Raw genomic sequence first — 26855 nt, 5'->3', positions numbered from 1 at the left:
AATCATTCTAGGGTAATTAAAATTCTATATTGAGTTGTCGACGCTCTTTAATTTGTGCTATGAGTTGGTCCATGTGGTTAGATTGAAACTCTTCGAGTACTGCTTTTGCTAATTCAAAAGCGACAACGTGTTCACATACTACGCTAGCTGCGGGCACTGCACAACTATCTGAGCGTTCAATAGTAGCTTTGAAGTCTTCTTTACTGTTAATATCAACTGAGTTTAGTGGCTTATATAAAGTAGGGATAGGCTTCATCACACCATTAACAATGATAGGCATCCCATTACTCATGCCTCCTTCAAATCCACCTAAGTGATTTGTAGCTCTAAAATAGCCTAAATCTTGATTATAATGAATTTCATCTTGAATTTCGCTACCAGGTTTTTCAGCTGCTTTAAATCCTTCACCAAAACTTACACCTTTGAATGCGTTGATACTCACAACACCCTGTGCAATGCGTCCATCTAATTTACGGTCATAATGTACATAACTTCCCACACCAATAGGCATGTTTTCAGCCATTACTTGAACTACGCCCCCGATTGAATCTCCGTCTTTTTTCGCTTCATCTATTTTATCTCTCATTTGTTGCGCAATATTTTCGTCAACTACACGTACATCATTTTTATCTACATTATTTTTGAACATATCTACATCATATAAACCTTTGTCTTTAATACCACCAATTTCGACTACACGGCTGTATAAGTGGATATCTAATTGTTCTAAAAGAATTTTTGAAACAGCACCCACAGCAACTCTTGCTGCTGTTTCTCTAGCAGATGAACGCTCGAGCACATTTCTTAAATCACGATGATTATATTTCATACCGCCTACAAGATCAGCATGGCCTGGTCTAGGTTTTGTAATGGTACGTTTCATATTTTCTCTTTCTTCATCGCTAATTGGTGCGACGCCCATTATTTTTCTCCAATGAGTGAAATCGTCGTTAGTAATTACTAAAGTTATTGGACTTCCCAAAGAAAAGCCATTTCTGACGCCTGACACAATTTCTATAGTATCTTTTTCAATTTGCATACGACGACCCCGACCATATCCCCCTTGACGTTTAAACATTTCCTTATTAATATCTTCAGCCGTAATTTCTAAATTAGCTGGAACACCTTCAATGATGACTGTAAGTTGTGGTCCATGTGATTCACCGGATGTGAGGTATCTCATGATCGCACGCCCCTTTCTATTCTTCAATACATTAAATTGTAATATGTTTAATATATTATCATATTCAATCAAACAACATAAGTCAGTTAGATAAACAAGAAGATTTTTATTTTAGCAGTGATAAATATTTTAGAAAGAATAGCACCAAGATGATTGTTATGTCGTAGTGATATTATATAAATTAAAAATCAGTCTACTGAAAAAATCAAAAGAGCTAAATCATTAGATACATGAATGAAATACTAAAAATACGTCATTACTTAATAATGAATACTCAATTGTCAAAAGATAAAAATTGCTACATAATCGAACTTTTTATGGTGTTACATCGTTTAATCCCTAGATAAAAAATTAAAAAGACTAATTCAATAAGTATTATTTTAAGCAAATGGCATTTGGTTAATCATAAAAAATGCCTGAGACACAAATGTGCGTCACAGACATTAACGGATAAAATGAATTTCATTATTTGATATTTTTATTATTCGTATAACCAATCTTCTCTAGGTTCTTTATAATCAGCAATTTCACTACTTGTAAACCATAATTTAACTTCACGTTGTGCTGATTCTGTTGAATCCGAACCATGTATAATATTACGACCTAGATTTAAACCATAGTCGCCTCGAATTGTACCAGGAGCTGCTTCACTTGGATTTGTACTTCCAATAATTTTACGAGATACAGCTACAGCATTTTCACCTTCTACTACCATAGCAAAAACGGGTGCAGAAGTAATGAATGAAATTAACTTGTCGTAGAACGGTTTTCCTTCATGTTCACTATAATGCTTTTCAGCTAGTTCCATAGGCACTTGCATAAACTTACCGCCAACAAGCTTAAGACCTTTCTTTTCAATGCGAGATATAATCTCACCAATTAAATTTCTTTGGACAGCGTCCGGTTTAATCATCAAAAATGTGCGTTCCACTTCGTGTGTCCCCCTGTGCATGTGTTTCATTCATTTTTATAAGTATGTAAAAAACTTAAAACATTGCAAGCTATAAAAATATCCTGCTACTTAGTATGGTAACAGGATAATGAAGCGCTTTCAACTTTTGTCACAAAACTTACTTATTTCGACTTCCCATTTTTTTAATGAGCTTTCTAAATAGTTCTTTATTAGGACCATCCTCTAATTCATCGATTAAATGGATTGCTTTATTTAAATACTTTTCACTTATTTGTTTTGACTGTTCTATGCTTTCGGACTGTCTAATTATTGTTATACAAGTTTCGAAAGCATGTTGAGGACTGTCAGGATTAAGTTGTGAAACTTTATCTTTAAAAGTCTTATTTTTTCGCATTTCTAATAGTACAGGTAATGTAATATGACCATTCATAAGATCACTACCAACCGGTTTACCAAGTTTCTTTTCAGAACTGGTAAAATCTAGCACATCATCTATAATTTGGAAACTCATACCTATATAATGTCCGATCATTTTTAATTTACGAATAACGTCATTTGACGCATTAGAAGTAATCGCACCAACTTGTGTAGACAGTTGAATAAGAAGTGCTGTTTTACGGTTGATACGACGTAAATAATTAGTAATTGTTTGATTGCTATTAAATTGATCTTGAAATTGGAATAGTTCTCCTCTACACACATCAACAATTGATTTAGAAATGGTCGTATGGACACGAGTATCACTGATTTCAGATAGATGCTTGAGTCCCATAGCAAGTAAGAAATTTCCTGTTAAAATAGCTGTACTTTGGTCCCATTTTTTTGAAATAGTGAGTCGACCTCTACGTTTATCACTTTTATCTATCACATCATCGTGGACTAAGGTAGCCATGTGAATTAATTCTAAAGCTACTGCTACACGATACGTGTCTTCTGAAGGTTTGTTGTTAGAGCCAAATTGACCACTTAAAATAACAAAAGCGGGTCTAACTCTTTTTCCACCTGAAGATAGTAAATGGAATGAGGCGTCTTGTAATGTTTGATCAGAACTTATAATTGCTTCTTCAAGTCGCTTTTCTACTTTCTTTATTTCGTTGTTAATGTTTAACTTTGCCACGTTAATCACCTTTGCTAGAACTGTTTTCTTTATAGCCAAGGTGCATTGCAGCAACGCCACCTGTAAAGCTACGTACAATGATATCGTTAAAACCTGCTTCAAAGAATAGGCCTTTCAATGTTTGTTTGTCAGGAAAATTAAATGTTGATTGTTGCAACCACTCATATTCCTCTTTAGACTTAGCAAACATCTTACCGAAAATTGGCATCACAAATTTAAAGTATAAACTATAGATTTGTTTGAATAATGGCAATGTCGGTTGGCTTGTTTCAAGACATACCACCATGCCTCCTGGTTTTAAAACTCGATGCATTTCTTTGAGTGCTGACAAATAATCCGGTACATTGCGTAAGCCAAAACCAATAGTAACATAATCAAATGAGTTATCATCAAATGGTAAATTCATAGCATCACCATGAACAAGCTGGATATTGTCCAATGAAGCAGTTTTCTGTTTACCTACCTCAAGCATATTTTCACTAAAATCAAGACCAGTTACTTGACCTTTTGAGCCTACTGCTTCGCTTAATGCAATAGTCCAATCAGCGGTACCACAACACACATCTAAAGCTTTACTACCTTTTTGTACATTCATAGTACTCATAACATGTTTTCTCCATACTTTATGTTGTTCGAAACTTATGATGTTGTTGAGTCGATCGTATTTTTGAGAAATATTTTGGAATACTGTATGAACTTGTTCTTTTTTAGCTTGATTTTCAGCCATTTTCATTACCTCTTCTTTTTATAACTTTTGCTAATTTCTTGAATATATTTATCTATTTCATGTCTGTTAAACTTACCCAGATACTCAGGATGGTAATCTTTATATTTAGAAGTCAATTCAGTGAATAATTTGATTTTATCAACAGAACTTCCAAAATGGTTAATTGTAAGATATGGAAATAGTATTTCGATATCTAGAATCGCATCTTTCAATTCTTCATCAGTGAGATCATTTTGATTAATTGATGATTTATCCTCATTGATTTTAACAATGGCCTTGCTCATTGTAAGTTGAAAAGTGGAATCTTGAATATTTGCTAATAGAGTATAGAAATGAGCACTTAATAGGTCCCCTATTAATATTGCTTTCTTAGATAGATGATTATCACCGATAGCATCCAAATGACGCATAGATGTATCAATTGTGAGGCAAGCAATCTTAGCTTCATCTGGGATAGAGTACATATCTAATAATTGACTTAAAGAGCTATTGATTTCAATAGACTCATACTCATTAATGCCCTTAAGCAGTTGTTCTACATGTTTGTTCAGTTTGCTTATTGTCGTTTCCATGTTCACACCTCACGATATTATCATTAACAATATTAACATTATATGTAAAAAAATAAAATCTATTGGATTAAGTCTTTTAAAATAAATAGTTATTCTATGCAAGTGGCTTGCGATTTGAGGAATAAAACTCATTTTACCAAAGATCTAGTAATTACTAATATGATAATAATTACTAGATGGCTTTATATAAATTTTTTAACTAGATGATTACTAGCTAGTATAGCTAGATAAACGAGCTTAATTAAATAGTAAATGAGTATATCAACCCAAACTCATTCCTAAATATATATGTAATTGATTGAAATGACGTAATTTATCAAATTTTAAGACTAAGACAGTCGATAATTTAAATATTTTAATATTGATACAAGTTATGAAGTGTTGAATCTACTTAAAAATAAAATACATAGAGCGATAGACCATTGATCTATAAGTTAAAAAGAAAAAGCCCTCAAAGGGGCTTTTTTAAGTAAATTATTTTACAGCATCTTTTAATGCTTTACCAGCTTTAAATGCTGGTACTTTACTTGCAGGGATGTCAATTTCTTTACCTGTTTGAGGGTTACGACCTTTACGAGCAGCGCGTTCACGTACTTCAAAGTTACCGAAACCGATTAATTGTACTTTTTCACCTTTAGCAAGTGAGTTTTGGATAGATTCAAATACAGCATCTACTGCTGAACCAGCTTCTTTTTTAGTTAAGTCAGCTTGTTCTGCAACTGCATTGATTAAATCAGTTTTATTCATTATGAATTCACCTCCTGAGGTTTTATAATGATATTCATTATATCATTATGTTTTGACTTTAACACAAGGGTTACTGTCATCGCAACGATTTATGCAATAGAAACGTTGGTTTTATGCGATTTATGACGAATTTTTTTAATATTCGCTCATAAAAAGTAATATTACACTATCTATTCTGCTTTTTTGTCTCTTTCCATAAGTGTTCTGACACTTTTACTTACAGGGACATCTTCAAATAAAACTTCATATAGTGCGTTGGTGATAGGCATTTCTACTCCTTCTTGTTGAGCAAGATGATATACTGACTTAGTTGTATAAATACCTTCAACTACCATTTTCATCTCTTTTAAAGCTTCTTCTGCTGTTTTGCCTTGCCCTAATTTAAATCCAAGTGTGTAATTTCGTGAATGTGTGGACGTACAAGTTACGATCAAGTCACCTATGCCACCTAGACCTAAGAAAGTCATTGGATCTGCTCCAAGTTTCTCACCAAGTCGACTGATTTCGGCTAAACCTCGTGTCATTAAAGCAGCCTTGGCATTATCACCGTAACCCATGCCGGCAACGATACCACTAGCTATAGCTATAATATTTTTTAAAGCACCACCTAGTTCTACACCTACTAAATCATTATTTGTGTAAACACGTAAATAGTCGTTCATAAATAAATCTTGAATAAGTTTGCTCACATTATTATCTTTAGATGATGCAGCTACAGTTGTAGGTTGTTTGATAACAACTTCTTCAGCATGACTTGGACCTGATAAGACACCGATTCCTCCATTATGTTCTGGCAAGATAGAATCCTCAATCATTTCAGATACGCGCTTAAATGTACCGTTTTCAATGCCTTTAGCAACATGAATAAAAGTCTTTTTAGATGTGAGTAATTGATCGATATCTTTTGATACTTCTCTTATTGCTTTTGTAGGTAGAGCCATAAGATAGATATCTGAAAATTGCACTGCGCTATTTAAATCTGCAGTTGCTTTTATAGATGAATCTAATTTAGCATCTTTAAGATAACTTTTGTTCATATGATGTGTGTTAAGTTCATCTACATTCTCTACATTTTTGCCCCACATTAAAACATCATGACCATTTTGAGCTAATACATTAGCTAATGCAGTACCAAAACTACCCATACCAAAAACTGTAATTTTTCTCATTATTGAATTCCCCTTTGTTTTTAATTTCTTTTTCTTGGAATAATATGAATAGGTGTTCCTTCAAAACCAAAAGCATTACGAATTTGGTTTTCTAAATATCTCCTATAAGAAAAATGCATTAATTCGACATCATTAACAAATACTACAAATGTCGGTGGTTCAATTGCAACCTGAGTTGTATAGAATACGTTAAGTCTTCTACCTTTGTCAGTAGGTGTTGGATTCATTGAGATGGCATCAGTAACAACTTCATTAAGTGTCGAACTTTGGACACGCTTTTTATGATTTTCACTGGCTTGATTGATATAAGGGAATAATGTTTTTAATCTTAGCCCTTCTTTTGCTGATACGAACGCAATTTGAGCATAATCTAAAAATTGAAATTCATTTCTAACATCATCAGTGAATTTTTTCATTGTCTTACTATCTTTTTCGACTGTATCCCATTTATTTACTACAATAACAATAGCTTTACCTTCCTCATGTGCATAGCCAGCTACACGTTTATCTTGTTCAATTATACCTTGTTCAGCATCAATAACTACTAATACTACTTCTGAACGCTCAATCGCTTTTAATGCACGTAATACAGAATATTTTTCAGTCGATTCATACACCTTACCCTTTTTTCTCATTCCAGCAGTATCAATCAATACATAATCTTGTCCATCATAAGAGTATTCGGTATCAATGGCATCTCGAGTTGTACCAGCAACATTAGACACAATAACACGTTCTTCGCCTAAAATAGCATTGACCAAGCTAGATTTACCAACATTAGGTCTACCTATGATGGAAAGACGTATCGTATCTTCGTCATAAGGATCTTCTGATTCTTTATTAAAGTTTTCAACGACAGCATCTAGTAAATCCCCAAGTCCTAATCCATGTGAACCAGAAATAGGATATGGATCTCCAAAGCCTAAAGAATAGAAATCATAGATATCATTACGCATTTCAAGATTATCAACTTTATTCACAGCTAATACAACAGGTTTCTTAGATTTATAAAGCATTTGTGCGACCATTTCATCACTTTGTGTAAGTCCTTCTCTAACATTGACCATAAAAATGATGACATCTGCTTCTTCAATTGCTATTTCTGCCTGTGCACGGATTTGAGTTTGAAAAGGAGCATCTCCAATTTCAATACCACCTGTATCAATGATGTTAAATTCATGAGTCAACCACTCGCCAGATGAATAAATACGATCACGAGTAACGCCTGGTGTATCTTCTACGATAGAAACACGTTCGCCGACAACTCTATTAAAAATTGTAGATTTCCCCACGTTTGGTTTTCCTACAATTGCTACTATAGGTTTAGTCATAGGATAAACTTCCTCTCTTTTTTAATCTACATAATTTTATCACAAGAGCAGATTTATTCAAAACTTGAATATGTTTATTTTACATGTTCGAAAAGATATATTTTGTACAGTATATCGTTTAAAAAAAGACTCCAATTATTACACGTAAATTTGATTTTAAGCTTACGCGTAAATTGGAGTCATTATATTTTATATCGCAAATGATTTTAGTTTAATTAAAATTTAAGATCTTTAAATTTGTCACCAAAAACGTCGCCTAATGTTGGTTTATCTTCATCATTATCATCTTCAAGATATGATTGAGTTGTGGATGCGTCACTTTCAATGACATTCTCTTTTGGTAATGTTGCTTTGATTGATAATGAAATTCTTTCATTATCTTCATCGATACCTAATATTTTTACATTAACTTGTTGTCCGGGTTCTAATACTTCGTTAGGAGAACCGATATGTTTATGATCGATTTCAGAAATATGCACTAAACCTTGGACGGATGGAGCAATTTCTACGAATGCACCAAAGTTCGCCAAACGTACTACAGTACCTTCAATAACATCATCTTCGTGAAATTTCCCTTTAATGTTTTCAAATGGTGTTGGTAAAGTGTCTTTAATAGATAAAGAAATACGTTCAGAATCTTTTTCTACAGATTTAACTTTAACTTTGACTGCTTCACCGACTGACACAACTTCTTCTGGTGTTTGAACATGTTCATGAGATAATTCAGATACATGAACTAAACCATCTACACCACCAATATCAATGAAAGCACCAAAGTTAGTTAATCGAGCAACTTTACCATCAATAACATCGCCTTCATTTAAAGAATCTAATATTGAAGCTTTTTTAGCATCGTTTTCTAACTGTTCCACAGCTTTACGGCTTAAAATGACTCTATTATTTTCAGGATCAAGTTCCTCCACTTTAATACGGATTGTTTGACCATCGAATACAGAAAAGTCTTCAATGAAATCAGTTGAAATTAGAGAAGCAGGTACAAACCCTCTTTGACCAACGTCAACGACTAAACCACCTTTAACTACTTCAGTAACTTCAGCTTCAATCACTTCATCGTTATTTAGTTTTTCTTGTAAATATTCATAAGATTTTTCAGTTTCAAGTTGTCTTTTTGATAAAATGTATGCCCCAGTATCGTTTTCTTCATCGAACTCGATTTTAGTGACGTACGCTTCAATTTCATCACCGACTTTTACAACTTCACTAGGGTTTTCGATATGATGTGTTGAAAGCTGGCTAATAGGAATAATTCCATTAAATTTGCCACCATTAATATGCACAACAACTTGTTTATCCTCTACTTGTTGAACTTCACCAGTGACTTTGTCACCTTCTTTAATATCATTAATCATTGATTCATTGAATTCTTCAGTCATCTTGTATGCCTCCTTATACACTACATAATTATAACATCTTATAAACAAGTAAAATTGTCAAGAGATACCACTTTATATGAATAGGTTGCATCTATCTTTAATTTATAACAAAAGTTTAACAGAGCACCTAGTTAAGTGATGGTCAATTTAGTTTGTAGTATATTTAATAACATTGTTATTTTTATTGTAACATAAATTTCATGGCAATTAATCCAAAGCTCATAATAATATGAGGAATAAAATTGAAAAAGATATATCAGAATTGGTAATAAACATTGTATTACTACTCTATCGAGGAGACTTGGTTAAAAATAAGATTATTTACATAGTTCTCAATGGTCAAAAATAAAAGCCAGAGACAGAGCGTCCGTGGCTTTTGTATAAATCAACACTAATAATTTTAATATGTTCTAGTCATTGATTATAAATTCTACTACACTTAAATGTTTACAATAAACAATATTAGGATTTTAATTTTAACATTTAAAGTAGAGACAATATTTCATTTGTTACCTCTTCTATAGATTTACCAGTAGTATCAAGTGTAATAGCATCTTCGGCTTTTTGTAATGGCGAAATTTCACGATTCATATCATAGTGATCTCGTGCTTCAATTTCGTCTTTTAATTGTTCTAAATTTGATTCAATGCCACGTTGTTCATTCTCTTTTTGTCGTCGTTCAGCGCGTTCAGCAACAGATGCAATCATATAAACTTTTAATTCGGCATCTGGTAATACAACTGTACCAATATCTCGGCCATCCATAACGATACCTTTTTTAGCAGCTAATTCTTTTTGTATTTTCACTGCAAAGGAACGCACTGGTTCTTTAGAAGCAACATAAGATACGTGATGTGTTACATCATTTTCTCTTAAATAATCAGTGACGTCTTGATTGTCTAGTATGATTCTTTGCCCTTTTGCTTCATCATAAGTAAGCTCAAGTTTAGTGTTATTAATTAGATAATCAAAATTTTCGGGTTTGCCATTTTGTAAATATTTATATGTAATGGCACGATACATTGCTCCTGTATCAACATATATCATAGATAGACAACTGGCTACACGTTTAGCAATAGTACTCTTACCTGCAGCAGCTGGGCCATCTAGTGCAATATTAATTGAACTCATTATTTGATAACCTTCCTTGTTGTTTTATAGATATTATTTTATCATAAAAAAGTAAAGAATAAATAGGAGGAATACGTAATGAAACGTCTACTTGTCATACACACTGGTGGCACAATAAGTATGTCACAAGATCAAACTAATAAAGTGATAACGAATGAAGAAAATCCAATATCTCAACATCAAAATATCATTAGTCAATATGCAAAGGTTGACGAAATCAATCTTCTAAATATACCCTCGCCGCATATGACAATTTCGAATGTTGTGCGATTAAGAGACAAAATCATTACATATTCTAAAGAAAATATATATGATGGATTTGTTATTACTCATGGAACAGATACACTTGAGGAAACAGCTTTTTTAATAGATTTATTAATTGATATTCAAGAGCCCATAGTAATTACTGGAGCAATGAGATCATCCAATGAAATTGGTTCCGATGGTCTCTATAATTTTATTTCTGCTATAAGGGTTGCTACTTCATCTGAGGCTAATCATAAAGGTGTAATGGTTGTATTTAATGATGAGATTCATACTGCTCGTAATGTGACAAAGACACATACTTCGAATATAAATACATTTCAAAGTCCTAATCAGGGGCCTCTAGGTGTACTTACCAAGAATCGAGTACAATTTTATCATCATCCCTACAGACAAACTACCTATCAATATATCGATGTAAATTTACGTGTTCCACTTGTAAAAGCATACATGGGTATGGAAGATGATGTACTATCATTTTATGCACAACAGCACGTTGATGGTATAGTCATCGAAGCACTAGGACAAGGTAATCTTCCAAAAAGTTGTCTTAATGGACTACAGCAATGTCTAAAGAATAAGATTCCTCTAGTTCTCGTATCTAGATCATTCAATGGCATTGTTAGTCCTGTATATGCTTATGAAGGTGGTGGCGCAGATTTAAAAAATAATGATGTTATTTTTTCGAATGGTTTAAATGGACCAAAGGCAAGGCTAAAATTACTAGTTGGTTTGAGTCAGGATATGAATCATAATCAATTAGAGCGATATTTCGAAGAGTAATTAAAAAGAGTGGGACAAAAATTCGTATCGAGTTCATTGTCACACTCCGATTTCTATTAGTTGCGTGCATTGTCTATGAAATTTCTTTAGTGCAATTATACTCTAATTAAGGATTACCTATCATTAATATGTGCATTTTAATTGAGTCATTGATTACCAATACATTAAGAAAGCTTGGGACATTGTTTAGTATCCCAAGCTTTTTGTAGGCTCTATGTTTCAAGTGGTGTTTGTTTTTTTGTCAAAATGCTTTGTGTAATGACACCACCATGGTATTTACCATTTTCGATAAAAATAGTATTTGCATCATTACCCGCAGCAATAACACCAGCTATATAACAATTTTCGACGTTTGTTTCAAATGTTTCTCGATTATAAACAGGAGCAGTACCATATTCATTGGTATGGATATCTATACCTATCGTTTTTAAGAAATCGTAATCTGGATGATAACCAATCATAGCAAAAACGTAGTCATTATCAATTTCTATAAGTTGACCATCTTTTTCATAAGTCACTGAATGATCGGTAATTTTGGTTACTGTCGCATTAAATTCCATCGTTATTTTTTCATGATTGACTAATGATTCGAAATTAGGTAATATCCATGGTTTAATTGCTTTAGGATACTGTTCACCACGATATAAAACAGTTACATTAGCACCAGCTTTTTCTAATTCTAACGCAGCATCAACAGCAGAGTTTTTGCCTCCAATAATAACAACATTTTGATTAAAATACGGATGTGCTTCTTTAAAGTAATGGAATACTTTAGGTAATTCTGCCCCTTCCGCTTCTAAAGTATTATGTTGACCATAATAACCCGTAGCAACAGTTAAATATTTACATTCATATACACCTTTTGTGGTTGTAATTGCAAATTTATTATTTATTTTTTTAACTGTTAAAACTTCTTCGAACGGATGTATGTTAAGTTGATGATGTTTAACGACTTCCCTATAGTATACAAGCGCTTGATTGCGTCTTGGCTTACTATCTTCAACAATAAAAGGAATATCTCCGATACTTAATTTATCACTTGATGAGAAAAAAGTCTGATGTGTTGGATAATTATAGATTGATTCAACAACATTACCTTTTTCAATTACTAATGTTTCAATACCTTTTTTCTTTTGTTCAATTGCTGCGCTTAATCCACATGGACCGCCACCTATAATGATGCTTTCAATAGTTTGCATACTTATCCTCCTTTAATCACCAAATAATTATATCAGTTATTCACTATTTTAGCTAAGACCTGAATTTTGAATTAAATAAAAATATAGCCCCAATATTGGTGTTTGTCACCAATACTGGGACTATTAATCATGTTATTGAGGAATAACTAGTGTTTGACCATTATGAATATTATTACTGCTTAATCCATTCGCACGTTTAATTTTATCTACGTTAGCTTGAGTTCCTTCTCCATAATATTGTATGGCGATACGATATAAGTTTTCTTGACCGTATACTGTATGTGATTGTTGTCCTTGAGTTGTCTGTTGATTATTGCTATTTTGATTTGCATTATCTTGTTGATTTTGGTTTGTATAATTTGAGTTATTATTAGATACATTATCGTTATTATTAGTTGAAGTAGCGTTAGGATTTGAGGAACTATTATCAGAGTCATCATTAGTGTTCTTATCAGAATCATCATTAGCATTCTTATCAGAATCAGATTTTTTGTCTTTTTTACTATCGTGATTTTTGTCTTTGTTATCTCCGGATTGCTCACCATCTTTTTTATCTGAGTCTTTCTTACTTTGATTCGCTATTTTTTGGTCATCACTTTTACTGTCGTTGTGATTATTTAGAGCCATACCACCGAATATTGCTATTGCACCTAGAATAAGAATGGCTGCTATGAGTGGTAACAAGATTTTCATGAAACCACCTTTTTTCTTATCATCTGAGTGATTATTGTACTGATTGTTTTGACTAGAATTTTTTTCCTCATTATGATGTTTATTTTGTTTGTTATGATGCGCAGCACCAGCCGCACCAACTCCTGCAGCTGCGCCAGCACCGACTGCTGCTTTCTTGCCTTTTTTAGATTGCTTTTTGTCATCATTTTTAACAGATTTTTCGTCATTCTCATGATTTGACTGTTTAGAATCTTGTTTATCTTTTTTATTATGATGGTGTTTGGATGTTTCTGCTGCACCAGCAACACCAGCTGCACCAGCTATTCCAGCTCCTGTAGCTACTTTTTTATCTTTGTTTGTTGAAGATTTTGATTGCGTACTTTCTGATTTATCCTTTTGTTGTTGAGCTTTAGGGCCGGGTCTATTTTGTGTTGATTTTGATTTATGTTCTGAAGACTCAGATTTTCCATTTACAATAGCTGCATCTTTTCCATCTATCATTCTACTATCTTGTGATTGTTTTTCAATTTTATTTTGCTGTTGCGAATTATCATGTTGTTGCTGTAACTGTGCTTCGTCATAACGGTCATCTAATGAACCTTCTGTAGTTTTAGCGTCACTATTTTTTTGATGCTTGTCGTCTTGATGTTTGCTTTGATTTGTAGCTGTCTCTCTGCGTCTTTTTCGTCGTTGTGCATTTCTTGGTGGAAATTGCTGATTTGAGTTATTAGATACACTGTTTTGAGAGTCTACTTCTTTATTATTTTCATTTGTTTTATCATCTTCTTTTAAATCTCTTTGATGCTCGTCTGGATTAATAGATTGACGATTCTTTTCAAAATCATCTTTAAAATTATTATTAGACACAACTATCATCCCTTCTATTTTGATTAATTACTCTATACCCAAGTTAAAATTAAATATGTAAAATAATTAAAAGTATTTAACACTGCTTAATTGGGTCTACATATTGATTATAGCTTGTTAAATTTCAGTAAGTAAAGCGATAGCTAGGTTTCGAACAAATTATATAATTTTTCATTAAAACTTAGTTTTCTTTTCACCTTTTTACGATTCAATATCTGAATAGATTCTAAGCTTGAATCTTGATCACAACATTGTTTTGGACTTTGAGGATGTTCACCAAAAAATTCCAGCAAGTATTTGCGTCTACATTGATCTAAATTTGTATACCCCATCATTCTCATATAACCTAGTCGCTTACGTTGATATGATTGATGAAATATATCTTTAAGTTGGCTAAATGTGAATTGTAAGTTTAAAGTACTTAAAATTTTTTCCTTTTCATCTGGTAAGTGGTTTCCCATCTCAAACATTGTGATATCGTCATCAGTGATCATATCAGTGAATAGTAATGTTTCTAGAATAAAACTATCATCAGGTTGAAATAAGCTAATGGCTTGACTTTGTTTACCATCTCTACCAGCACGACCAATTTCTTGTAAATAGTTAGATGGTGAAGATGATAAATGAAAATGTATGACTGTACGAATATCTTTTTTATTTATTCCCATTCCAAAAGCACTTGTTGCTACTATAACTGGTATGTCATTATTAAAAAACTGTTGTTGAACTGTTTGGCGTTCCTGATAACTTAAATCTCCATGATATATACCTGTTAGATATCCTGAATCATAAATCATTTGGGCTAGTTCTAAACATCTTTTTTTAGAAGAAACATATATAATTGTAGGCCCAGAATTAGATAAAAATGGTAACAGCCATTCAATCTTCCCCTCATCATCATTAAAATTAAAGTGCTGTAGGCTAATATTTTTTCGATTCATACTTTTTTGAACTACATTTAATTTGAGTGATAAAATGTGAGATAAATCAGTTTCTAATTGAGGTGGTGCTGTAGCTGTTAGTGCTAACACTGTTGCTGAATTAAAATGATGAATAATTTTACCAACTAAAGCATAGTGAGGTCTAAAATCATACCCCCACTCTGATAAACAGTGTGCTTCATCTAATACTATTAATCCAAAGTTGATATGAGCGATGTACTTAAAATTATGAGGTTGCAATATATATTCTGGACTTAAATAAATAAATCGACTTTTACTTAGCCGTTTAATATTGTCTCTTTTTTCTACTTCGTCCATGCCAGAATGGATACATGCAACATGTGTTTCACCTTTTAACTTCATTTGCATTACTTGATCATCCATAAGTGAAATGAGTGGTGATATAATTAATGTTGGTTTTTCTAATATATATGTTGGGAGTTGATAACATAAACTTTTACCACTACCAGTTGGTAAAATTCCAAGTGTATGCCTTCCATGAAGGACGCTATCAATAATTTCTTCTTGCCCCTCTTTAAATTCATCAAAACCAAACCATTTCTTTAAATTATCTTTCAGCAATTAAGTCACCTCTTTCTATTCCTACTATAACTAACTTAATTTGAAAGTAAGTCCAATCAGTAAAATGTTCTTTATGAAATTTTAATCGTTTACCTCGATGATTTTGATAGTAGTTTATAAATTCGAGAATATCTTTTTTATTTATAAATAATGTATAGTCAATCAGATAACCCTTAATATACATTTCTAGAACATGATCTTCAATTGTGTTAAGTTTTACATTTTGTAGTTGAGCAATTTCTTTTAAATTGAGCCCAGATTTTAACTTTTGATAGCTTAAGTATGTATTTGTTTGTAATGGTGAAAGAATGATAGCTTGAGAAAGTATTGGATATTTCGTTGAATCTTTTAATTGATTCAATAAGGCAATCAGTTCATTCATTTCTCGTTCAAATAGTTCTGATTGTGGTATACCCTCAATTAAACTTATTTGTTGTCTAGTATACATAGATTCCTCATATCCTTGTAAATAATAATGAAGAAATGTATGGTTGGCTTTATTATTTAAATTCTCAAATAATAAATATATTTCGTCTATAGTTTTTGATACTTGATTTGATTCAATGACCTGTTGATAAATTTGTTTGACCCTTTGTTGAACATAGGTATTTTGAACAATTGGAATAAATGTATTTGACTCCTTGCGTTTATGAGATAACGTTTGTATAAGTAATTGTATGCAACTAAACGTTTGAGTGAGACTATCATAAGTGTATTGTGGATGTATTTTTACTTGAATTGATTTTTCAAAATCATCCTTTTGGAGTATAAATTGCTCAAAAGTTGAATACTTCAAATTAGGTAAACTATGATATAATGACAAAAGTTGTTGGCTTGACGCATCAAAAAACGTTTGGTGTGACTTCTTGCCTATTAAAATATTATAGATACTTTTATTGGTTTTGTAGTTAAATGCATGACTCATGGCATATGATAGTATATTGTACAAATTAAACCCTCACTCTATAAAACGAATAAATTGAAATGTAATCTATCGATGTCTACAATTGTATTTACAATACTAGTGTAGCATTTTTATCAAAGGAGGCGAATAAATATGGCAAAATATACAATCGTTGATATGGATACATGTATAGCATGCGGTGCTTGCGGTGCAGCTGCTCCAGATATATATGATTACGATGATGAAGGTATTGCATACGTAATTCTCGACGATAACCAAGGTACTGCTGAAGTGCCTGAAGAGTTATATGAAGATATGGAAGATGCACTAGAAGGTTGTCCTACTGACTCAATCAAAATTGAAGACGAACCATTTGATGGTGACGCACTGAAGTTTGAATAATATATGATTCTTAGAATACATAAAAATTAATCTAAATAATTTATTACTATTTATAGTATATCAATTTGTATGAGAATTAATTGTTAAGTTAACTAGCTATAAACAATAAAATAATAAGCTATTAGATGAATTGATCCCCAAATGAATTGTTTAATATGATTCATTTGGGGTTGTTTATTAGTAATTATTGATAACATTTTATATGGCTCATTAAAATCAGTGTTCTATTTGATAAGAAGTTTAAAATCATAATATCTTAAAGCGTTACGCTCACTATTGTTAAATTGTTTATGAGTTACATTTTCTTTATATCTTTAGAAACAACATAAAGACAATGTCCACTTTTGAATATGAACATTGTCTTTATAATAGATAAATCAAAAAAGTTTAAAATGTTTTTTATTTAATGATATGTCTTAGTCTTCTAAATAACAACACAAATATAATGGAAATGATTATGCCTTTAATTAAATTAAAAGGTATGACTCCAGACACAATAACAATTTTTACGTTATTAAGCACATCACCTAAATTAAATATCATTCCATATAATGGAAGTAACACAAAATAATTTAAAATGCTCAAAACAATAGTCATAACGATTGTACCTGTAATTAATCCATAAATTAAAGAACGATTATTTCTTCTTTTTCTATAAACATAGTATGATGATAGCAAAAAACTGACGCCTGCTATAAAGTTAGCTACTGGTCCAACAGGATCCCCTATATTGAATAGAAAATTTAATATATTTTTGATGAGTGCAACGATAATCCCAGCAATAGGACTTAAGAGGAATGTTGCTAATAATGTCGGAACATCACTAAAATCGAGAGTTAGATACGGTGGAATAAATGGCAATGGAAACTTGATGAAAGTTAACACAAACGCTACCGCACTTAACATACTAATTGTAATCAAACGTTTGTTTTGTTGCATATATAATTTTCTCCTTCCATTCATCTTACTTAGAAAAGGAGGAAATTTGTACAACAAAAAACCTCCATCTTCTCCCATCCAGACTATACTGTCGGCTTCAGACTTTCACTGAATCAAGACAAAGCAAAAATTAATACGTTGTCGTCGCAGGCTTAAATTACTGCCGGTTGGGAATTACACCCTACCCCGAAGATGAATATATCAATTTTATTTTAAATTTATATTACATGATTAATTTTAAAAACTCAATATTTCTGCTTACTGTTAAAATAATTTTTAGACTTTAATAACAAAATATGAAGTCAATATATAACTTGGATTTAAGTTTTAACACATAAAATATTTACCAATAAATAGACTTTATTGATTCTGGAATGATATCTTTAAACTTGTAGAAGTTATTCAAATAAAATGATAATTAAATTTATGTTCAATTTAGTTATCAACTGAATATATACAAAATACGCCTGAGACATCACTCTGTGTCTCAGGCGTATTTCATATATTAATTTTGATGAGTAGCATTATAATTTCTCTGTTTTCAAAATGATTATTAAAACAGACAATTTATGAAACTTTTCGATTTCTAACTAATTTGCTTTGATTTAGGTAGTCTAATAATAAATGAAGTACCTTTGCCTAATTCGCTCTCAACATCAATACGTCCACCGTGTTCTTCAATAATCATTTTACAAATGAAAAGACCTAACCCAGTGCCTTGCTTACCTCTTTTTCGAGCAGCGTCTACTTTATAAAAACGGTCAAATACTTGTTTCAGATGTTCCGGCGCTATACCAGTACCTGTATCAGTTATTGTTAAAATATTGAAATCTGAATCTTCATCAATAGAAATCTTTATAGAATCACCAGCTTGCGTATATCTTGTTGCATTATCAATTAAATTAGTTAATACTTGGTCCATTCTATCCATATCATAGTTCCATAATTGTTCTTCATTATTAGAATCAAACGTCATTGTTAAACCTAACTCTTCACTTTGCATGCGATATTTAGACTCCATTTTATCAAGAAGATGCTGAATAGGTTGTAATTCCTTCTCAACTGATAATCCTTCAGCATCCATACGAGCTACATTTAGTAACTCATTGACTAAACGATTAAGTCTCTTAGATTCATCTAAAACGATTGCTAATGAGTCACGTATTTCATCTGGTTCGGTAACTATACCGTCTACTATGGACTCAGTGTAACCCTGTAATAAAGAGATTGGCGTACGTAATTCATGTGATACATTTGCTATAAAATCTTTTTTCATTTGATCAAGATTATGTTCGTTTGTCATATCACGGATGACCATGACAATACCACTTCTACCATTCGTTTGAATTCTATCTATATAACTGGAGATAAATACATAGTATCTTGTATTAATTTCTAATTCTAAATACTCATTCTCTTGTGATTCAAATGTTGCTTCAATTTGCTGTTCAATAGATTCTTTTGAAAAATCATCAATGTGACGCATAATATCATCAGCCATCTTGTTCGACAATATGATTTCACGTTGATTATTAATACCTAGAACGCCTTCTACCATAGAGTTTAATAATGTATCTCTTATATTCTTAGATGAAGAAATTGCTTTGATATGCTCTTGAATTTCAACGTTCATGTTGTTAAATGCACGTGATAAATCACCTATTTCATCTTTAGTAGCGACAGTTGAAATTTGACTATAATCCCCTTCAGAAACTTTTTGTGCTTGAGTTTTTAATTGACGTAAGGGTTTTGTTATTCTATTAGATAAAAAGAATGCAAATATTGTGCTTGCTATAGTAAATATAATAGCGGTTATTAAGATAATAATTGTAATAGCATTATTTGTATCTTCGATAGATTTCAAATCTTTATATATAAAAACACCACTATAATGGCTCTGAGCACCCTTTTGAGCTTTCATTGGGTATCCTAACAAAAGATAAGATTGAGAATTACCTTTATTTTTTATTGTAATATTTTGGGTTTCATACTCACCTTCTTTAAACACTTTTTTAAATTTAGTACTCTTTTTTATTTCATTGAACATTTGTTTTTTAGTGTCTTTATATGATGAGTCTGGTTTCTCGCTCATGTCGTTCATAATAATGAGACCACCCGGTCCATCAATGAGTGTTTGGCTATTTTGGATAGCTAACGTTTTGTTATGAGACTTCTCAACAAGTGAACTAATTCTTTTGGCATCTTCTTTAATTGCATATTCTGTTTCTTGCGTAAAGTAATATTGTATAAAAGTGATTAATGAAACACTTAATAAAATTAAAACTGTCGCTACTATTAAAATAATAGTTAACCACAGTTTTATAACAACACTATTTAGTCGGTTCATCACTAGGTTTTACCTCAAATTTATAACCGACACCCCACACAGTTTGTATCATTTGTGCAGCATCACTTGATACTCGATTTAACTTTTCTCTAAGTCTTTTGACATGAGTATCTACTGTACGCAAGTCCCCATAAAATTCGTAATGCCAAACCTCTTTAAGTAACTGTTCTCGATCAAATACTTTATTTGGAGTTTTAGCTAAATAGATGAGTAATTCATACTCTTTAGGTGTTAGATTCACTTGTTGATTATCCGCAAGGACCCGATGAGCGTCATTATCAATCACAAGATGACTAAATTCAATAATATCGCGTGCGTGCGGTTCGCTTTGCTCAGTGTTTGCAGTTTGTGTGCGTCTTAATAACGCCTTTACTCTCAATACTACTTCTCTTGGTGAGAAAGGCTTCACAATATAATCATCTGCTCCCGATTCAAATCCTTCAACACGATTTGTTTCTTCACCTTTTGCAGTAAGCATGATGATAGGTGTATCTTTATGTTCTCTAAGTTTAGAGGCAACTTCAATTCCATCCATTTCAGGAAGCATTAAATCTAAGAGGATGCACGCATAGTTGTTTTCAAGAGCAAGCTCGTAGGCTTCTTTACCATCTCTTGCTTCATGAATTTCAAAAGATTCTCTTTCTAAATATAATTTAAGTAATCTTCTAATTCTATCTTCATCATCAACGATTAAAATTTCGTTAGTCATACTTTTTACTACCTCCTACACTTGCTGTTAAATACATTTGTCATTATATCTTAAATACATTTGTCATTATATCATAGGTTAACGATGTTGAGTGACTCAAAGGTTAACCTTGTGAAAAAAATATCAATCTAAATGGTGATTACATCTTTTTAGTGTTTATTTACCGTTTTCAGCCAAATGTCTTAATGTTTTTACTTCATGTGGTGTAAGAACTCTTCCTTCACCGGCGTTCAAACCTTTTAAATCTATGGGACCAAATTGAATTCTTGCTAACTTATTAACTTGATGACCGAAATACTCAAACATACGTCTAACTTGTCTATTTCGCCCTTCACTAATTGTAATTTCAACTAAAGTCGTATTTTTCTCTTTATCTTGCTTTTTTATTTTAACTTGTGCTGGTTGTGTATATCCATCTTCTAATTCTATTCCTTTTTCAAGTTGCTTAATTTCCTCTCTCATTAAATAACCTTTTAATTTAGCGACGTATTTCTTTTTAATGTGATATCGAGGATGTGTCATCAAATTAGTAAATTCTCCATCATTAGTTAATAATAAAACTCCAGATGTGTCATAATCTAATCGTCCAACCGGATAAATACGTGATTCTAGATCATCAAAGTAATCCGTAACCACCCTACGTCCACGATCATCAGAAACACTCGTAATGACTTGAGTTGGTTTATAAAACAAAATATAAATTTTGTCTTCTTGTTCGATTTTAATACCATCAACTTCAACTAAATCTGATGGCATCACTTTGGACCCTAATTCTGTTACAGTTTGCCCATTGACTTTAACTCGTCCTTCAGTGATAAGTACTTCTGCTTTTCGACGAGATGTATACCCGCTTTTAGCGATTCTTTTTTGTAATCTTTCTTTTTCTTTACTCATTTGACTCTCCTTTTTGGTTAACTAAATTACTAAAGAATTCATCCATTTCTGCCTCATCTTCTTCTGTAGTAGGTAATGCATCTAAGTTTTCGATTCCAAACACATTTAGAAATAAATCTGTGGTTAGTAAATGATGGCTTCTAGAATGATCAACATCTTTTGCTTCTACTAATCCTCTAGCAATTAAAGTTTTTACAGCTCCATCCGAATTAATTCCTCTAATCATTTCTATATCTCCACGTGTCAGCGGTTGATTATATGCAATAATAGAGAGTGTTTCCATTGCTGCTTGGGATAATTTCATTTTAGACTTTTCTTTGACTAATTGTTCTATATATGTAGAAGTTTCTTTTTTTGTTGTAAGTACATAAGTTGACCCATATCTTTGAATTGTTAAGCCATGTGAATGATATCTACTAACTAAATCTTCTAATTGATTGAGGTTGATGTCTAATATGTCAATAATTTGTTTTTGCTCTAATCCTTCATCGCCGGAGGTATATAGTAATGCCTCAAGTATTGCAATATTATCCAATGCTATAGTTCACTCCTCTTATTATGTCAATATCATCAAATTGTTTTGTTTGTTTGATATTAACTATTCCTGATTTTGACATTTCTAAAATTGCCAAAAAATGAGTAACAACTTGTTCGACCGGTTCATGAAATGTAAATAAACTGAAAAAGTTAAACGATTCATGTTGTTTTAATCGTTCGGTAACCTGGGCTGTCGCTTGTTGAATCGTAAATGTTTCTTTTTTAATTTCTACAGATTTAGGAGTGTTAAGTTCAACCCGATTTTTAACTCTTTGATAAGCTACAATCAATTCAGTTAAATCAATCGTTTGATTAGGATCCCACGATTCATTTGTCTCTAAATGAGTAAGGTCCGTCGGATGTTTAGTAAAATAAAGATCGCGTTCTTCTTTCATAGTATTTAATATTTCAGTATATTCTTTATAGTTTTGATACTCAATAAGTCTTCCTACTAAGTCCTCACGAGGATCCTCTTCTATATCTTCTTCGATGCTCGATTGAGGCAATAGTAATTTACTTTTAATCATTAATAATTCTGATGCCATTACTAAATATTCACTAGCAACATTAATTTCTAGCTGATTCATCGCATGAACATATTGCATGTACTGTTCAGTTAAGGCTTTCATAGGGATATCATAAATATCAATTTCATATTTTTGAATTAGATGCAATAATAAGTCTAATGGACCATTAAATGCATCGAGTTTTACTTCATACATTACATCTACCTCTATATCAAATTGCGTCGTTAATGCATATTTCACTAAATTATTATAGCATGAATACATATAACTTTTAAATTATGGGTGAAATCTAATGGAACAATCATTAATGGATTATTATTATCAGTTTCATAAGCATCAACATTACTTTCTATGTCATGATATTTTAGAAGATGCTTGGAAATCACAAAATACTTTTTCAAAACATGATGCAGTGGTAAGTCTGATTTTGTTTGCAACAGCTAATTATCACTATCGACGTGGGAATTTAAAAGGCGCATTAAAATCTTTTGAAAAAGCGTTATTAACTATTAACCACGCTAAAGATGCGACTCAATTACACCTTAATATCAATGAATTTGAAGAACTTATTATGAAAAGGATTGAAGCAGTTAAATTACAAAAACACTTTACTCCGTTACAATTACCTATTGAACCAGAGTTTCGGACACTTATTAAACGTAAATATCCGGATTATTTATTTACTTCTCAAATAATTAAGGAACCTTATATTGTTGATCATCATATTAAACGTGACAGAACTGAAGTGATAAAAAATAGAGAACGTGCTTTATTCCATAGACAGTATCGAAATAAAAGTAATAAAAAAGACCAGTAGATTTATGGTTGGCTATTAAACATAAATTTACTGGTTACAAATTCCTATATTACTAAGCTCTTGGATGAAACTGCGTATACATTTTTCTGATTTGTGATTTGGATACATGTGTATAAAGTTGGGTTGTAGAAATGTCAGAGTGACCTAGCATTTCTTGTACCGCTCTTAAATCTGCACCATTTTCTAAGAGATGTGTTGCAAAAGAATGCCGTAATGTATGTGGTGTAAGCGTCTTATTGATATTAGCTTTCAAACCATATTGTTTAATGATTTTCCAAATGCCTTGTCTTGATAAAGATTTTCCGTGCATGTTAAGGAATAGCGCTTGGGTTGTGGTTTGTTTGAGTAATTGAGGTCTTACGGTTTCGATATACGTAGTTAAATATTCGATGACGGTATCTCCTAAGGGGACAATTCTTTCCTTGTTCCCTTTCCCGAACACTCGTACAAATCCCATCATTAAGTTTACGTCTTCAACATCCAATTGAATAATTTCAGTTACACGCATACCTGTGGCGTATAAAAGTTCCAACATCGTACGATCACGATATCCATTATTCTTGGCTAAATCAGGCGTTTCCAGTAATGCTATTACTTCGTCTATTTCAAGCACATCTGGCAGTTTCTTTTCATATTTGGGCGTTTCTATTAAAACAGTTGGGTCTTTGGCAGCATATTTTTCGCGTAATGCAAACTGATGAAAGCTTCTAATTGTAGAAATAAACCTTGCGAGAGATTTTGAAGATTGCCCCATATCTATAAGGTGGCCAAGACACTCTTGGATAATTTGTCTATCAATAAAATCGATATGTGAAATCTTGTTATCTTCAAGATAATCTTTATATTTTTTTAAATCTCTTCGATACGCCCCTATAGTATTGTTACTTAATCCTTTTTCAATTTGAATAAAATTTAAATATTCGTCAATGATATTATTCATGTTAGCACCCCTATTGAAGCGGTAACTTGTCTGTTGGCTAAGTTATTGCTTATTTTTGGCTTGGCATTCAGAACATACACCGTGAAACGTTAAACGGTGATCTAAAATCTTAAAATTAAACTCATTTTCAACACGATTTTCAACCTCAGGTAATAAGTCTTCTTCAATTTCTTCGACTTTACCACATTCCATACAAACAAGATGATGATGGAAATGCTTGGCACCTTCTTTTCTTAAATCAAAACGAGCTACACCATCACCAAAATTTATTTTATCTAGCACTTTTATTTCAGCTAGCAATTCTAAAGTTCTATAAACGGTTGCTAACCCTATTTCTGGAGCCTTATCTTTGACTTTTAAGTACACATCTTCTGCGCTAAGATGATCTTTCTCATTTTCAATTAATACTCTAACAGTTGCCTCTCTTTGTGGAGTCAATTTATATGATGATTGTTGTAATTGCTGCTTCACGCGATTTAATCGTTCTTCCACGGAAGCCTCACTCCTCTACTAAGAATTATAATCATTTTAATTTAATCCATGGTTCATTTAATAAAATACCAATATTGTCGGTAAAAAGCAAGAAGATTTGCTTATTATTTAGAATGATTATAATTTAATAATAGATGTTGCAACGCAATGATTGTTTTGGCATCCTCAATTTTATTATCTTTTAGCAATGAATCTATTTGATTTAAAGGTACTTTTTGAAGCTCGACAAATTCATCAGCATCTAAATTGGTTTCTCCAATCGTTAATTGGTCTGTAAAGTATATAGAAAGTTTTTCACTTGAAAATCCAGGAGACCCGTACATATTAGTGACAAATTGCAAATCTGAAGCAATATATCCTGTTTCTTCTTGTAGTTCTCTAATAGCCGCTTCTTTACGATCTTCACCCTGTTCTAATTTACCTGCAGGAATTTCCAAAAGTGGTTGATCTGCAGCCTTACGAAATTGTTTAACTAATAAAACTTCATTTTCAGGTGTTATTGCACACACTGCTACCGCACCATGATGAAACACAAGTTCACGTTTAGAAGTACTGCCATCGGGTAATTCAACATCATGTACTTCTAAATCAATAATACTACCATTGTAAATAACCGTTCTATCGATTGTTTTTTCGTTTAATCTCATATTTAAACACGTTCCTTTTAATTGTTTTTATAAATTGATAAACTGAATTCGTCAGTTAAAGTGTATCGAAAGGAGACTGGACATGCAAAAAAATATTCTAAAAAGTGGCATCGAAATTTCTGAACTTGGGTTAGGTTGCATGAGTTTAGGCACAGATTATAAAAAAGCCCAACCTATTATTGAAAGTGCAATTGATAATGGTATTACGTATTTTGATACTGCAGATATTTACGATCAAGGAGTTAATGAAGAAATTGTTGGTAAAGCATTAAAAAAATATCAAAATCGTGATGACATCGTTATCGGAACTAAAGTTGGAAATCGATTAACTGACGATGGACATATGACGTGGGATCCTTCGAAAAAACATATTAAAGAAAGTGTTAAAGGATCTTTGAAACGATTAGGATTAAACCATTTAGACTTATATCAATTACATGGCGGAACAATAGACGATCCTCTGGACGAAACTATTAGTGCATTTGATGAATTAAAGCAAGAAGGATATATTCGTGCATATGGAATTTCATCTATACGCCCTAACGTGATAGACTATTATCTTAAAAATAGTCAAATTGAAACACTTATGTCCCAGTTTAATTTAATAGATAATCGTCCTGAAAGTCTTATTAATGATGTTCATGATAAGCAAGTTAAAATTCTAGCACGTGGCCCTGTATTTAAAGGTTTATTAACTTCAAAAAGTGTTGATGTTATAGATGAAAAATTTGAAAACGGTGTGTTAGATTACACTCAAGACGAATTGGGTAGCACGATTGCTTCTATTAAAGAATTGGAAAGTAATTTAACCGCGTTATCATTTAAATATTTAACTTCTCATGATGCTATGGGGTCAATTATTGTAGGAGCTAGTAACGTTGAACAACTTGAAGAGAATGTCCGCAATTATTATAAAGAAATCAGTTTAGATCAAATCAAATCCGCACGTAATAGAGTAAAAGATATTGAATATACACAACATTTGAAATAAAAGGATATTAACCAACTTTTTAAATACCTAAATGACTATACTTAAATAAAGAGATCCAACAGATAAAACGGTTAAATGACGTCTGTAGGATTTCTTTATTTTAAGGCAATACTAATA

General features: G+C 32.0%; 27 protein-coding genes and 1 riboswitch. Of the genes, 4 read left to right on the top strand and 23 right to left on the bottom strand.

Translation table 11 applies throughout. The features are described 5' to 3' along the window. Window positions 1-16: 16 nt before the first annotated feature. The 10 genes from aroC to cmk form a co-directional block, all read right to left on the bottom strand. Window positions 17-1183 carry a chorismate synthase gene (gene aroC, locus ACVBFA_RS00565; protein ID WP_002486957.1) on the bottom strand — a complete coding sequence of 389 codons (1167 nt, stop codon included), beginning with the start codon at window positions 1181-1183 and terminating at the stop codon, window positions 17-19. Window positions 1184-1664: 481 nt separating this feature from the next. Then, the gene (gene ndk / locus ACVBFA_RS00560; RefSeq protein WP_001831235.1) at window positions 1665-2114 is read right to left on the bottom strand and encodes a nucleoside-diphosphate kinase; all 450 of its coding nucleotides are present in this window, start codon (window positions 2112-2114) and stop codon (window positions 1665-1667) included. A 139-nt stretch (window positions 2115-2253) separates the two neighbouring features. Beyond that, window positions 2254-3213: a polyprenyl synthetase family protein gene (locus tag ACVBFA_RS00555; protein WP_002489986.1), complete on the bottom strand. Its 960-nt coding sequence runs from the start codon at window positions 3211-3213 to the stop codon at window positions 2254-2256. Between the two features lies 1 nt (window position 3214). Beyond that, the gene (locus ACVBFA_RS00550; protein ID WP_002457688.1) at window positions 3215-3940 is read right to left on the bottom strand and encodes a demethylmenaquinone methyltransferase; all 726 of its coding nucleotides are present in this window, start codon (window positions 3938-3940) and stop codon (window positions 3215-3217) included. A 5-nt stretch (window positions 3941-3945) separates the two neighbouring features. After that, window positions 3946-4512 (bottom strand): hypothetical protein, encoded by a 567-nt coding sequence (locus tag ACVBFA_RS00545; RefSeq protein ID WP_002446476.1) that lies wholly within the window; start codon window positions 4510-4512, stop codon window positions 3946-3948. A gap of 474 nt (window positions 4513-4986) precedes the next feature. After that, window positions 4987-5259, bottom strand: coding sequence for an HU family DNA-binding protein (locus tag ACVBFA_RS00540; RefSeq protein WP_001043863.1), 273 nt, complete (start codon window positions 5257-5259; stop codon window positions 4987-4989). 170 nt (window positions 5260-5429) lie between these two features. Beyond that, entirely contained in the window at window positions 5430-6428 is a 999-nt protein-coding gene (locus ACVBFA_RS00535; RefSeq protein WP_002446477.1) for an NAD(P)H-dependent glycerol-3-phosphate dehydrogenase, read from the bottom strand. Between the two features lie 20 nt (window positions 6429-6448). Then, the gene (der, locus tag ACVBFA_RS00530; RefSeq protein ID WP_002468415.1) at window positions 6449-7759 is read right to left on the bottom strand and encodes a ribosome biogenesis GTPase Der; all 1311 of its coding nucleotides are present in this window, start codon (window positions 7757-7759) and stop codon (window positions 6449-6451) included. 215 nt (window positions 7760-7974) lie between these two features. Then, on the bottom strand, window positions 7975-9153 hold the full coding sequence (gene rpsA, locus ACVBFA_RS00525) for a 30S ribosomal protein S1 (protein WP_002490023.1): 1179 nt from the start codon (window positions 9151-9153) through the stop codon (window positions 7975-7977). Between the two features lie 483 nt (window positions 9154-9636). Next, window positions 9637-10284 carry a (d)CMP kinase gene (cmk, locus tag ACVBFA_RS00520; RefSeq protein WP_002489990.1) on the bottom strand — a complete coding sequence of 216 codons (648 nt, stop codon included), beginning with the start codon at window positions 10282-10284 and terminating at the stop codon, window positions 9637-9639. Between the two features lie 78 nt (window positions 10285-10362). On the opposite strand from cmk, the gene ACVBFA_RS00515 reads away from it, so the two are divergent. Beyond that, a complete protein-coding gene (locus ACVBFA_RS00515; RefSeq protein WP_002490001.1) occupies window positions 10363-11331 on the top strand; it encodes an asparaginase in 969 nt (322 codons plus the stop codon). 212 nt (window positions 11332-11543) lie between these two features. On the opposite strand, the gene ypdA is transcribed toward ACVBFA_RS00515, so the two are convergent. The 4 genes from ypdA to ACVBFA_RS00495 form a co-directional block, all read right to left on the bottom strand. After that, window positions 11544-12530, bottom strand: coding sequence for a bacillithiol disulfide reductase YpdA (ypdA, locus tag ACVBFA_RS00510; protein WP_001831121.1), 987 nt, complete (start codon window positions 12528-12530; stop codon window positions 11544-11546). 132 nt (window positions 12531-12662) lie between these two features. Next, window positions 12663-14069: an elastin-binding protein EbpS gene (ebpS, locus tag ACVBFA_RS00505; RefSeq protein WP_002486973.1), complete on the bottom strand. Its 1407-nt coding sequence runs from the start codon at window positions 14067-14069 to the stop codon at window positions 12663-12665. Window positions 14070-14212: 143 nt separating this feature from the next. After that, entirely contained in the window at window positions 14213-15592 is a 1380-nt protein-coding gene (locus tag ACVBFA_RS00500; RefSeq protein ID WP_002487012.1) for a RecQ family ATP-dependent DNA helicase, read from the bottom strand. Beyond that, complete coding sequence (locus ACVBFA_RS00495) at window positions 15579-16541, bottom strand: helix-turn-helix domain-containing protein (protein ID WP_046044240.1); 963 nt, start codon at window positions 16539-16541, stop codon at window positions 15579-15581. The genes ACVBFA_RS00500 and ACVBFA_RS00495 overlap by 14 nt, the downstream gene beginning before the upstream one ends. A gap of 108 nt (window positions 16542-16649) precedes the next feature. Between ACVBFA_RS00495 and ACVBFA_RS00490 the strand changes: the two genes are divergently transcribed. Continuing rightward, entirely contained in the window at window positions 16650-16898 is a 249-nt protein-coding gene (locus ACVBFA_RS00490; protein WP_001831262.1) for a ferredoxin, read from the top strand. Between the two features lie 399 nt (window positions 16899-17297). On the opposite strand, the gene ACVBFA_RS00485 is transcribed toward ACVBFA_RS00490, so the two are convergent. The 6 genes from ACVBFA_RS00485 to ACVBFA_RS00460 form a co-directional block, all read right to left on the bottom strand. Further along, complete coding sequence (locus ACVBFA_RS00485) at window positions 17298-17837, bottom strand: ECF transporter S component (RefSeq protein WP_126122300.1); 540 nt, start codon at window positions 17835-17837, stop codon at window positions 17298-17300. A 62-nt stretch (window positions 17838-17899) separates the two neighbouring features. After that, window positions 17900-18035, bottom strand: a riboswitch (FMN riboswitch). Between the two features lie 388 nt (window positions 18036-18423). Continuing rightward, a complete protein-coding gene (locus ACVBFA_RS00480; RefSeq protein WP_002457697.1) occupies window positions 18424-20184 on the bottom strand; it encodes an ATP-binding protein in 1761 nt (586 codons plus the stop codon). Continuing rightward, window positions 20168-20893 carry a response regulator transcription factor gene (locus ACVBFA_RS00475; RefSeq protein ID WP_002446487.1) on the bottom strand — a complete coding sequence of 242 codons (726 nt, stop codon included), beginning with the start codon at window positions 20891-20893 and terminating at the stop codon, window positions 20168-20170. The genes ACVBFA_RS00480 and ACVBFA_RS00475 overlap by 17 nt, the downstream gene beginning before the upstream one ends. Window positions 20894-21049: 156 nt before the next feature. Then, window positions 21050-21787: a pseudouridine synthase gene (locus ACVBFA_RS00470; protein ID WP_002457698.1), complete on the bottom strand. Its 738-nt coding sequence runs from the start codon at window positions 21785-21787 to the stop codon at window positions 21050-21052. After that, a complete protein-coding gene (gene scpB / locus ACVBFA_RS00465; protein ID WP_002446489.1) occupies window positions 21780-22322 on the bottom strand; it encodes an SMC-Scp complex subunit ScpB in 543 nt (180 codons plus the stop codon). Before scpB ends, ACVBFA_RS00470 begins: the two co-directional genes overlap by 8 nt. Continuing rightward, the gene (locus ACVBFA_RS00460; RefSeq protein ID WP_002475227.1) at window positions 22315-23046 is read right to left on the bottom strand and encodes a segregation and condensation protein A; all 732 of its coding nucleotides are present in this window, start codon (window positions 23044-23046) and stop codon (window positions 22315-22317) included. The genes scpB and ACVBFA_RS00460 overlap by 8 nt, the downstream gene beginning before the upstream one ends. Window positions 23047-23143: 97 nt before the next feature. On the opposite strand from ACVBFA_RS00460, the gene ACVBFA_RS00455 reads away from it, so the two are divergent. After that, window positions 23144-23668: a DUF309 domain-containing protein gene (locus ACVBFA_RS00455; protein WP_002475229.1), complete on the top strand. Its 525-nt coding sequence runs from the start codon at window positions 23144-23146 to the stop codon at window positions 23666-23668. Window positions 23669-23720: 52 nt separating this feature from the next. Here the strand turns inward: ACVBFA_RS00455 and xerD are convergent, their stop codons facing one another. The 3 genes from xerD to ACVBFA_RS00440 all read right to left on the bottom strand — a co-directional run bounded on the left by xerD (window position 23721) and on the right by ACVBFA_RS00440 (window position 25747). Further along, on the bottom strand, window positions 23721-24608 hold the full coding sequence (xerD, locus tag ACVBFA_RS00450; protein ID WP_002446492.1) for a site-specific tyrosine recombinase XerD: 888 nt from the start codon (window positions 24606-24608) through the stop codon (window positions 23721-23723). A gap of 42 nt (window positions 24609-24650) precedes the next feature. Next, on the bottom strand, window positions 24651-25100 hold the full coding sequence (gene fur, locus ACVBFA_RS00445) for a ferric iron uptake transcriptional regulator (protein ID WP_001831103.1): 450 nt from the start codon (window positions 25098-25100) through the stop codon (window positions 24651-24653). A gap of 104 nt (window positions 25101-25204) precedes the next feature. Further along, a complete protein-coding gene (locus ACVBFA_RS00440; protein WP_002446494.1) occupies window positions 25205-25747 on the bottom strand; it encodes an NUDIX hydrolase in 543 nt (180 codons plus the stop codon). An 82-nt stretch (window positions 25748-25829) separates the two neighbouring features. Between ACVBFA_RS00440 and ACVBFA_RS00435 the strand changes: the two genes are divergently transcribed. Continuing rightward, window positions 25830-26738, top strand: coding sequence for an aldo/keto reductase (locus ACVBFA_RS00435; protein ID WP_002475220.1), 909 nt, complete (start codon window positions 25830-25832; stop codon window positions 26736-26738). The last annotated feature ends 117 nt before the right edge of the window (window positions 26739-26855 follow it).

Source organism: Staphylococcus sp. MSU001, assembly GCF_052976705.1.
The sequence above is the reverse complement of the archived record's forward strand: the minus strand, read 5'-3'. Positions and strand labels throughout refer to the sequence as shown.

Bases quoted from the DNA above. Each gene is read 5' to 3' on its own strand.
- ACVBFA_RS00545 (WP_002446476.1), bottom strand. From the start codon at position 4,512: ATGGAAACGACAATAAGCAAACTGAACAAACATGTAGAACAACTGCTT.
- ACVBFA_RS00540 (WP_001043863.1), bottom strand. From the start codon at position 5,259: ATGAATAAAACTGATTTAATCAATGCAGTTGCAGAACAAGCTGACTTA.
- cmk (WP_002489990.1), bottom strand. From the start codon at position 10,284: ATGAGTTCAATTAATATTGCACTAGATGGCCCAGCTGCTGCAGGTAAG.
- ACVBFA_RS00535 (WP_002446477.1), bottom strand. From the start codon at position 6,428: ATGAGAAAAATTACAGTTTTTGGTATGGGTAGTTTTGGTACTGCATTA.
- ypdA (WP_001831121.1), bottom strand. From the start codon at position 12,530: ATGCAAACTATTGAAAGCATCATTATAGGTGGCGGTCCATGTGGATTA.
- der (WP_002468415.1), bottom strand. From the start codon at position 7,759: ATGACTAAACCTATAGTAGCAATTGTAGGAAAACCAAACGTGGGGAAA.
- ACVBFA_RS00470 (WP_002457698.1), bottom strand. From the start codon at position 21,787: ATGAGTAAAGAAAAAGAAAGATTACAAAAAAGAATCGCTAAAAGCGGG.
- ACVBFA_RS00440 (WP_002446494.1), bottom strand. From the start codon at position 25,747: ATGAGATTAAACGAAAAAACAATCGATAGAACGGTTATTTACAATGGT.
- xerD (WP_002446492.1), bottom strand. From the start codon at position 24,608: ATGAATAATATCATTGACGAATATTTAAATTTTATTCAAATTGAAAAA.
- ACVBFA_RS00490 (WP_001831262.1), top strand. From the start codon at position 16,650: ATGGCAAAATATACAATCGTTGATATGGATACATGTATAGCATGCGGT.
- ACVBFA_RS00435 (WP_002475220.1), top strand. From the start codon at position 25,830: ATGCAAAAAAATATTCTAAAAAGTGGCATCGAAATTTCTGAACTTGGG.
- ACVBFA_RS00460 (WP_002475227.1), bottom strand. From the start codon at position 23,046: ATGTATGAAGTAAAACTCGATGCATTTAATGGTCCATTAGACTTATTA.
- ACVBFA_RS00480 (WP_002457697.1), bottom strand. From the start codon at position 20,184: ATGAACCGACTAAATAGTGTTGTTATAAAACTGTGGTTAACTATTATT.
- rpsA (WP_002490023.1), bottom strand. From the start codon at position 9,153: ATGACTGAAGAATTCAATGAATCAATGATTAATGATATTAAAGAAGGT.
- ACVBFA_RS00475 (WP_002446487.1), bottom strand. From the start codon at position 20,893: ATGACTAACGAAATTTTAATCGTTGATGATGAAGATAGAATTAGAAGA.
- ACVBFA_RS00455 (WP_002475229.1), top strand. From the start codon at position 23,144: ATGGAACAATCATTAATGGATTATTATTATCAGTTTCATAAGCATCAA.
- aroC (WP_002486957.1), bottom strand. From the start codon at position 1,183: ATGAGATACCTCACATCCGGTGAATCACATGGACCACAACTTACAGTC.
- ACVBFA_RS00550 (WP_002457688.1), bottom strand. From the start codon at position 3,940: ATGGCTGAAAATCAAGCTAAAAAAGAACAAGTTCATACAGTATTCCAA.
- ACVBFA_RS00515 (WP_002490001.1), top strand. From the start codon at position 10,363: ATGAAACGTCTACTTGTCATACACACTGGTGGCACAATAAGTATGTCA.
- ACVBFA_RS00485 (WP_126122300.1), bottom strand. From the start codon at position 17,837: ATGCAACAAAACAAACGTTTGATTACAATTAGTATGTTAAGTGCGGTA.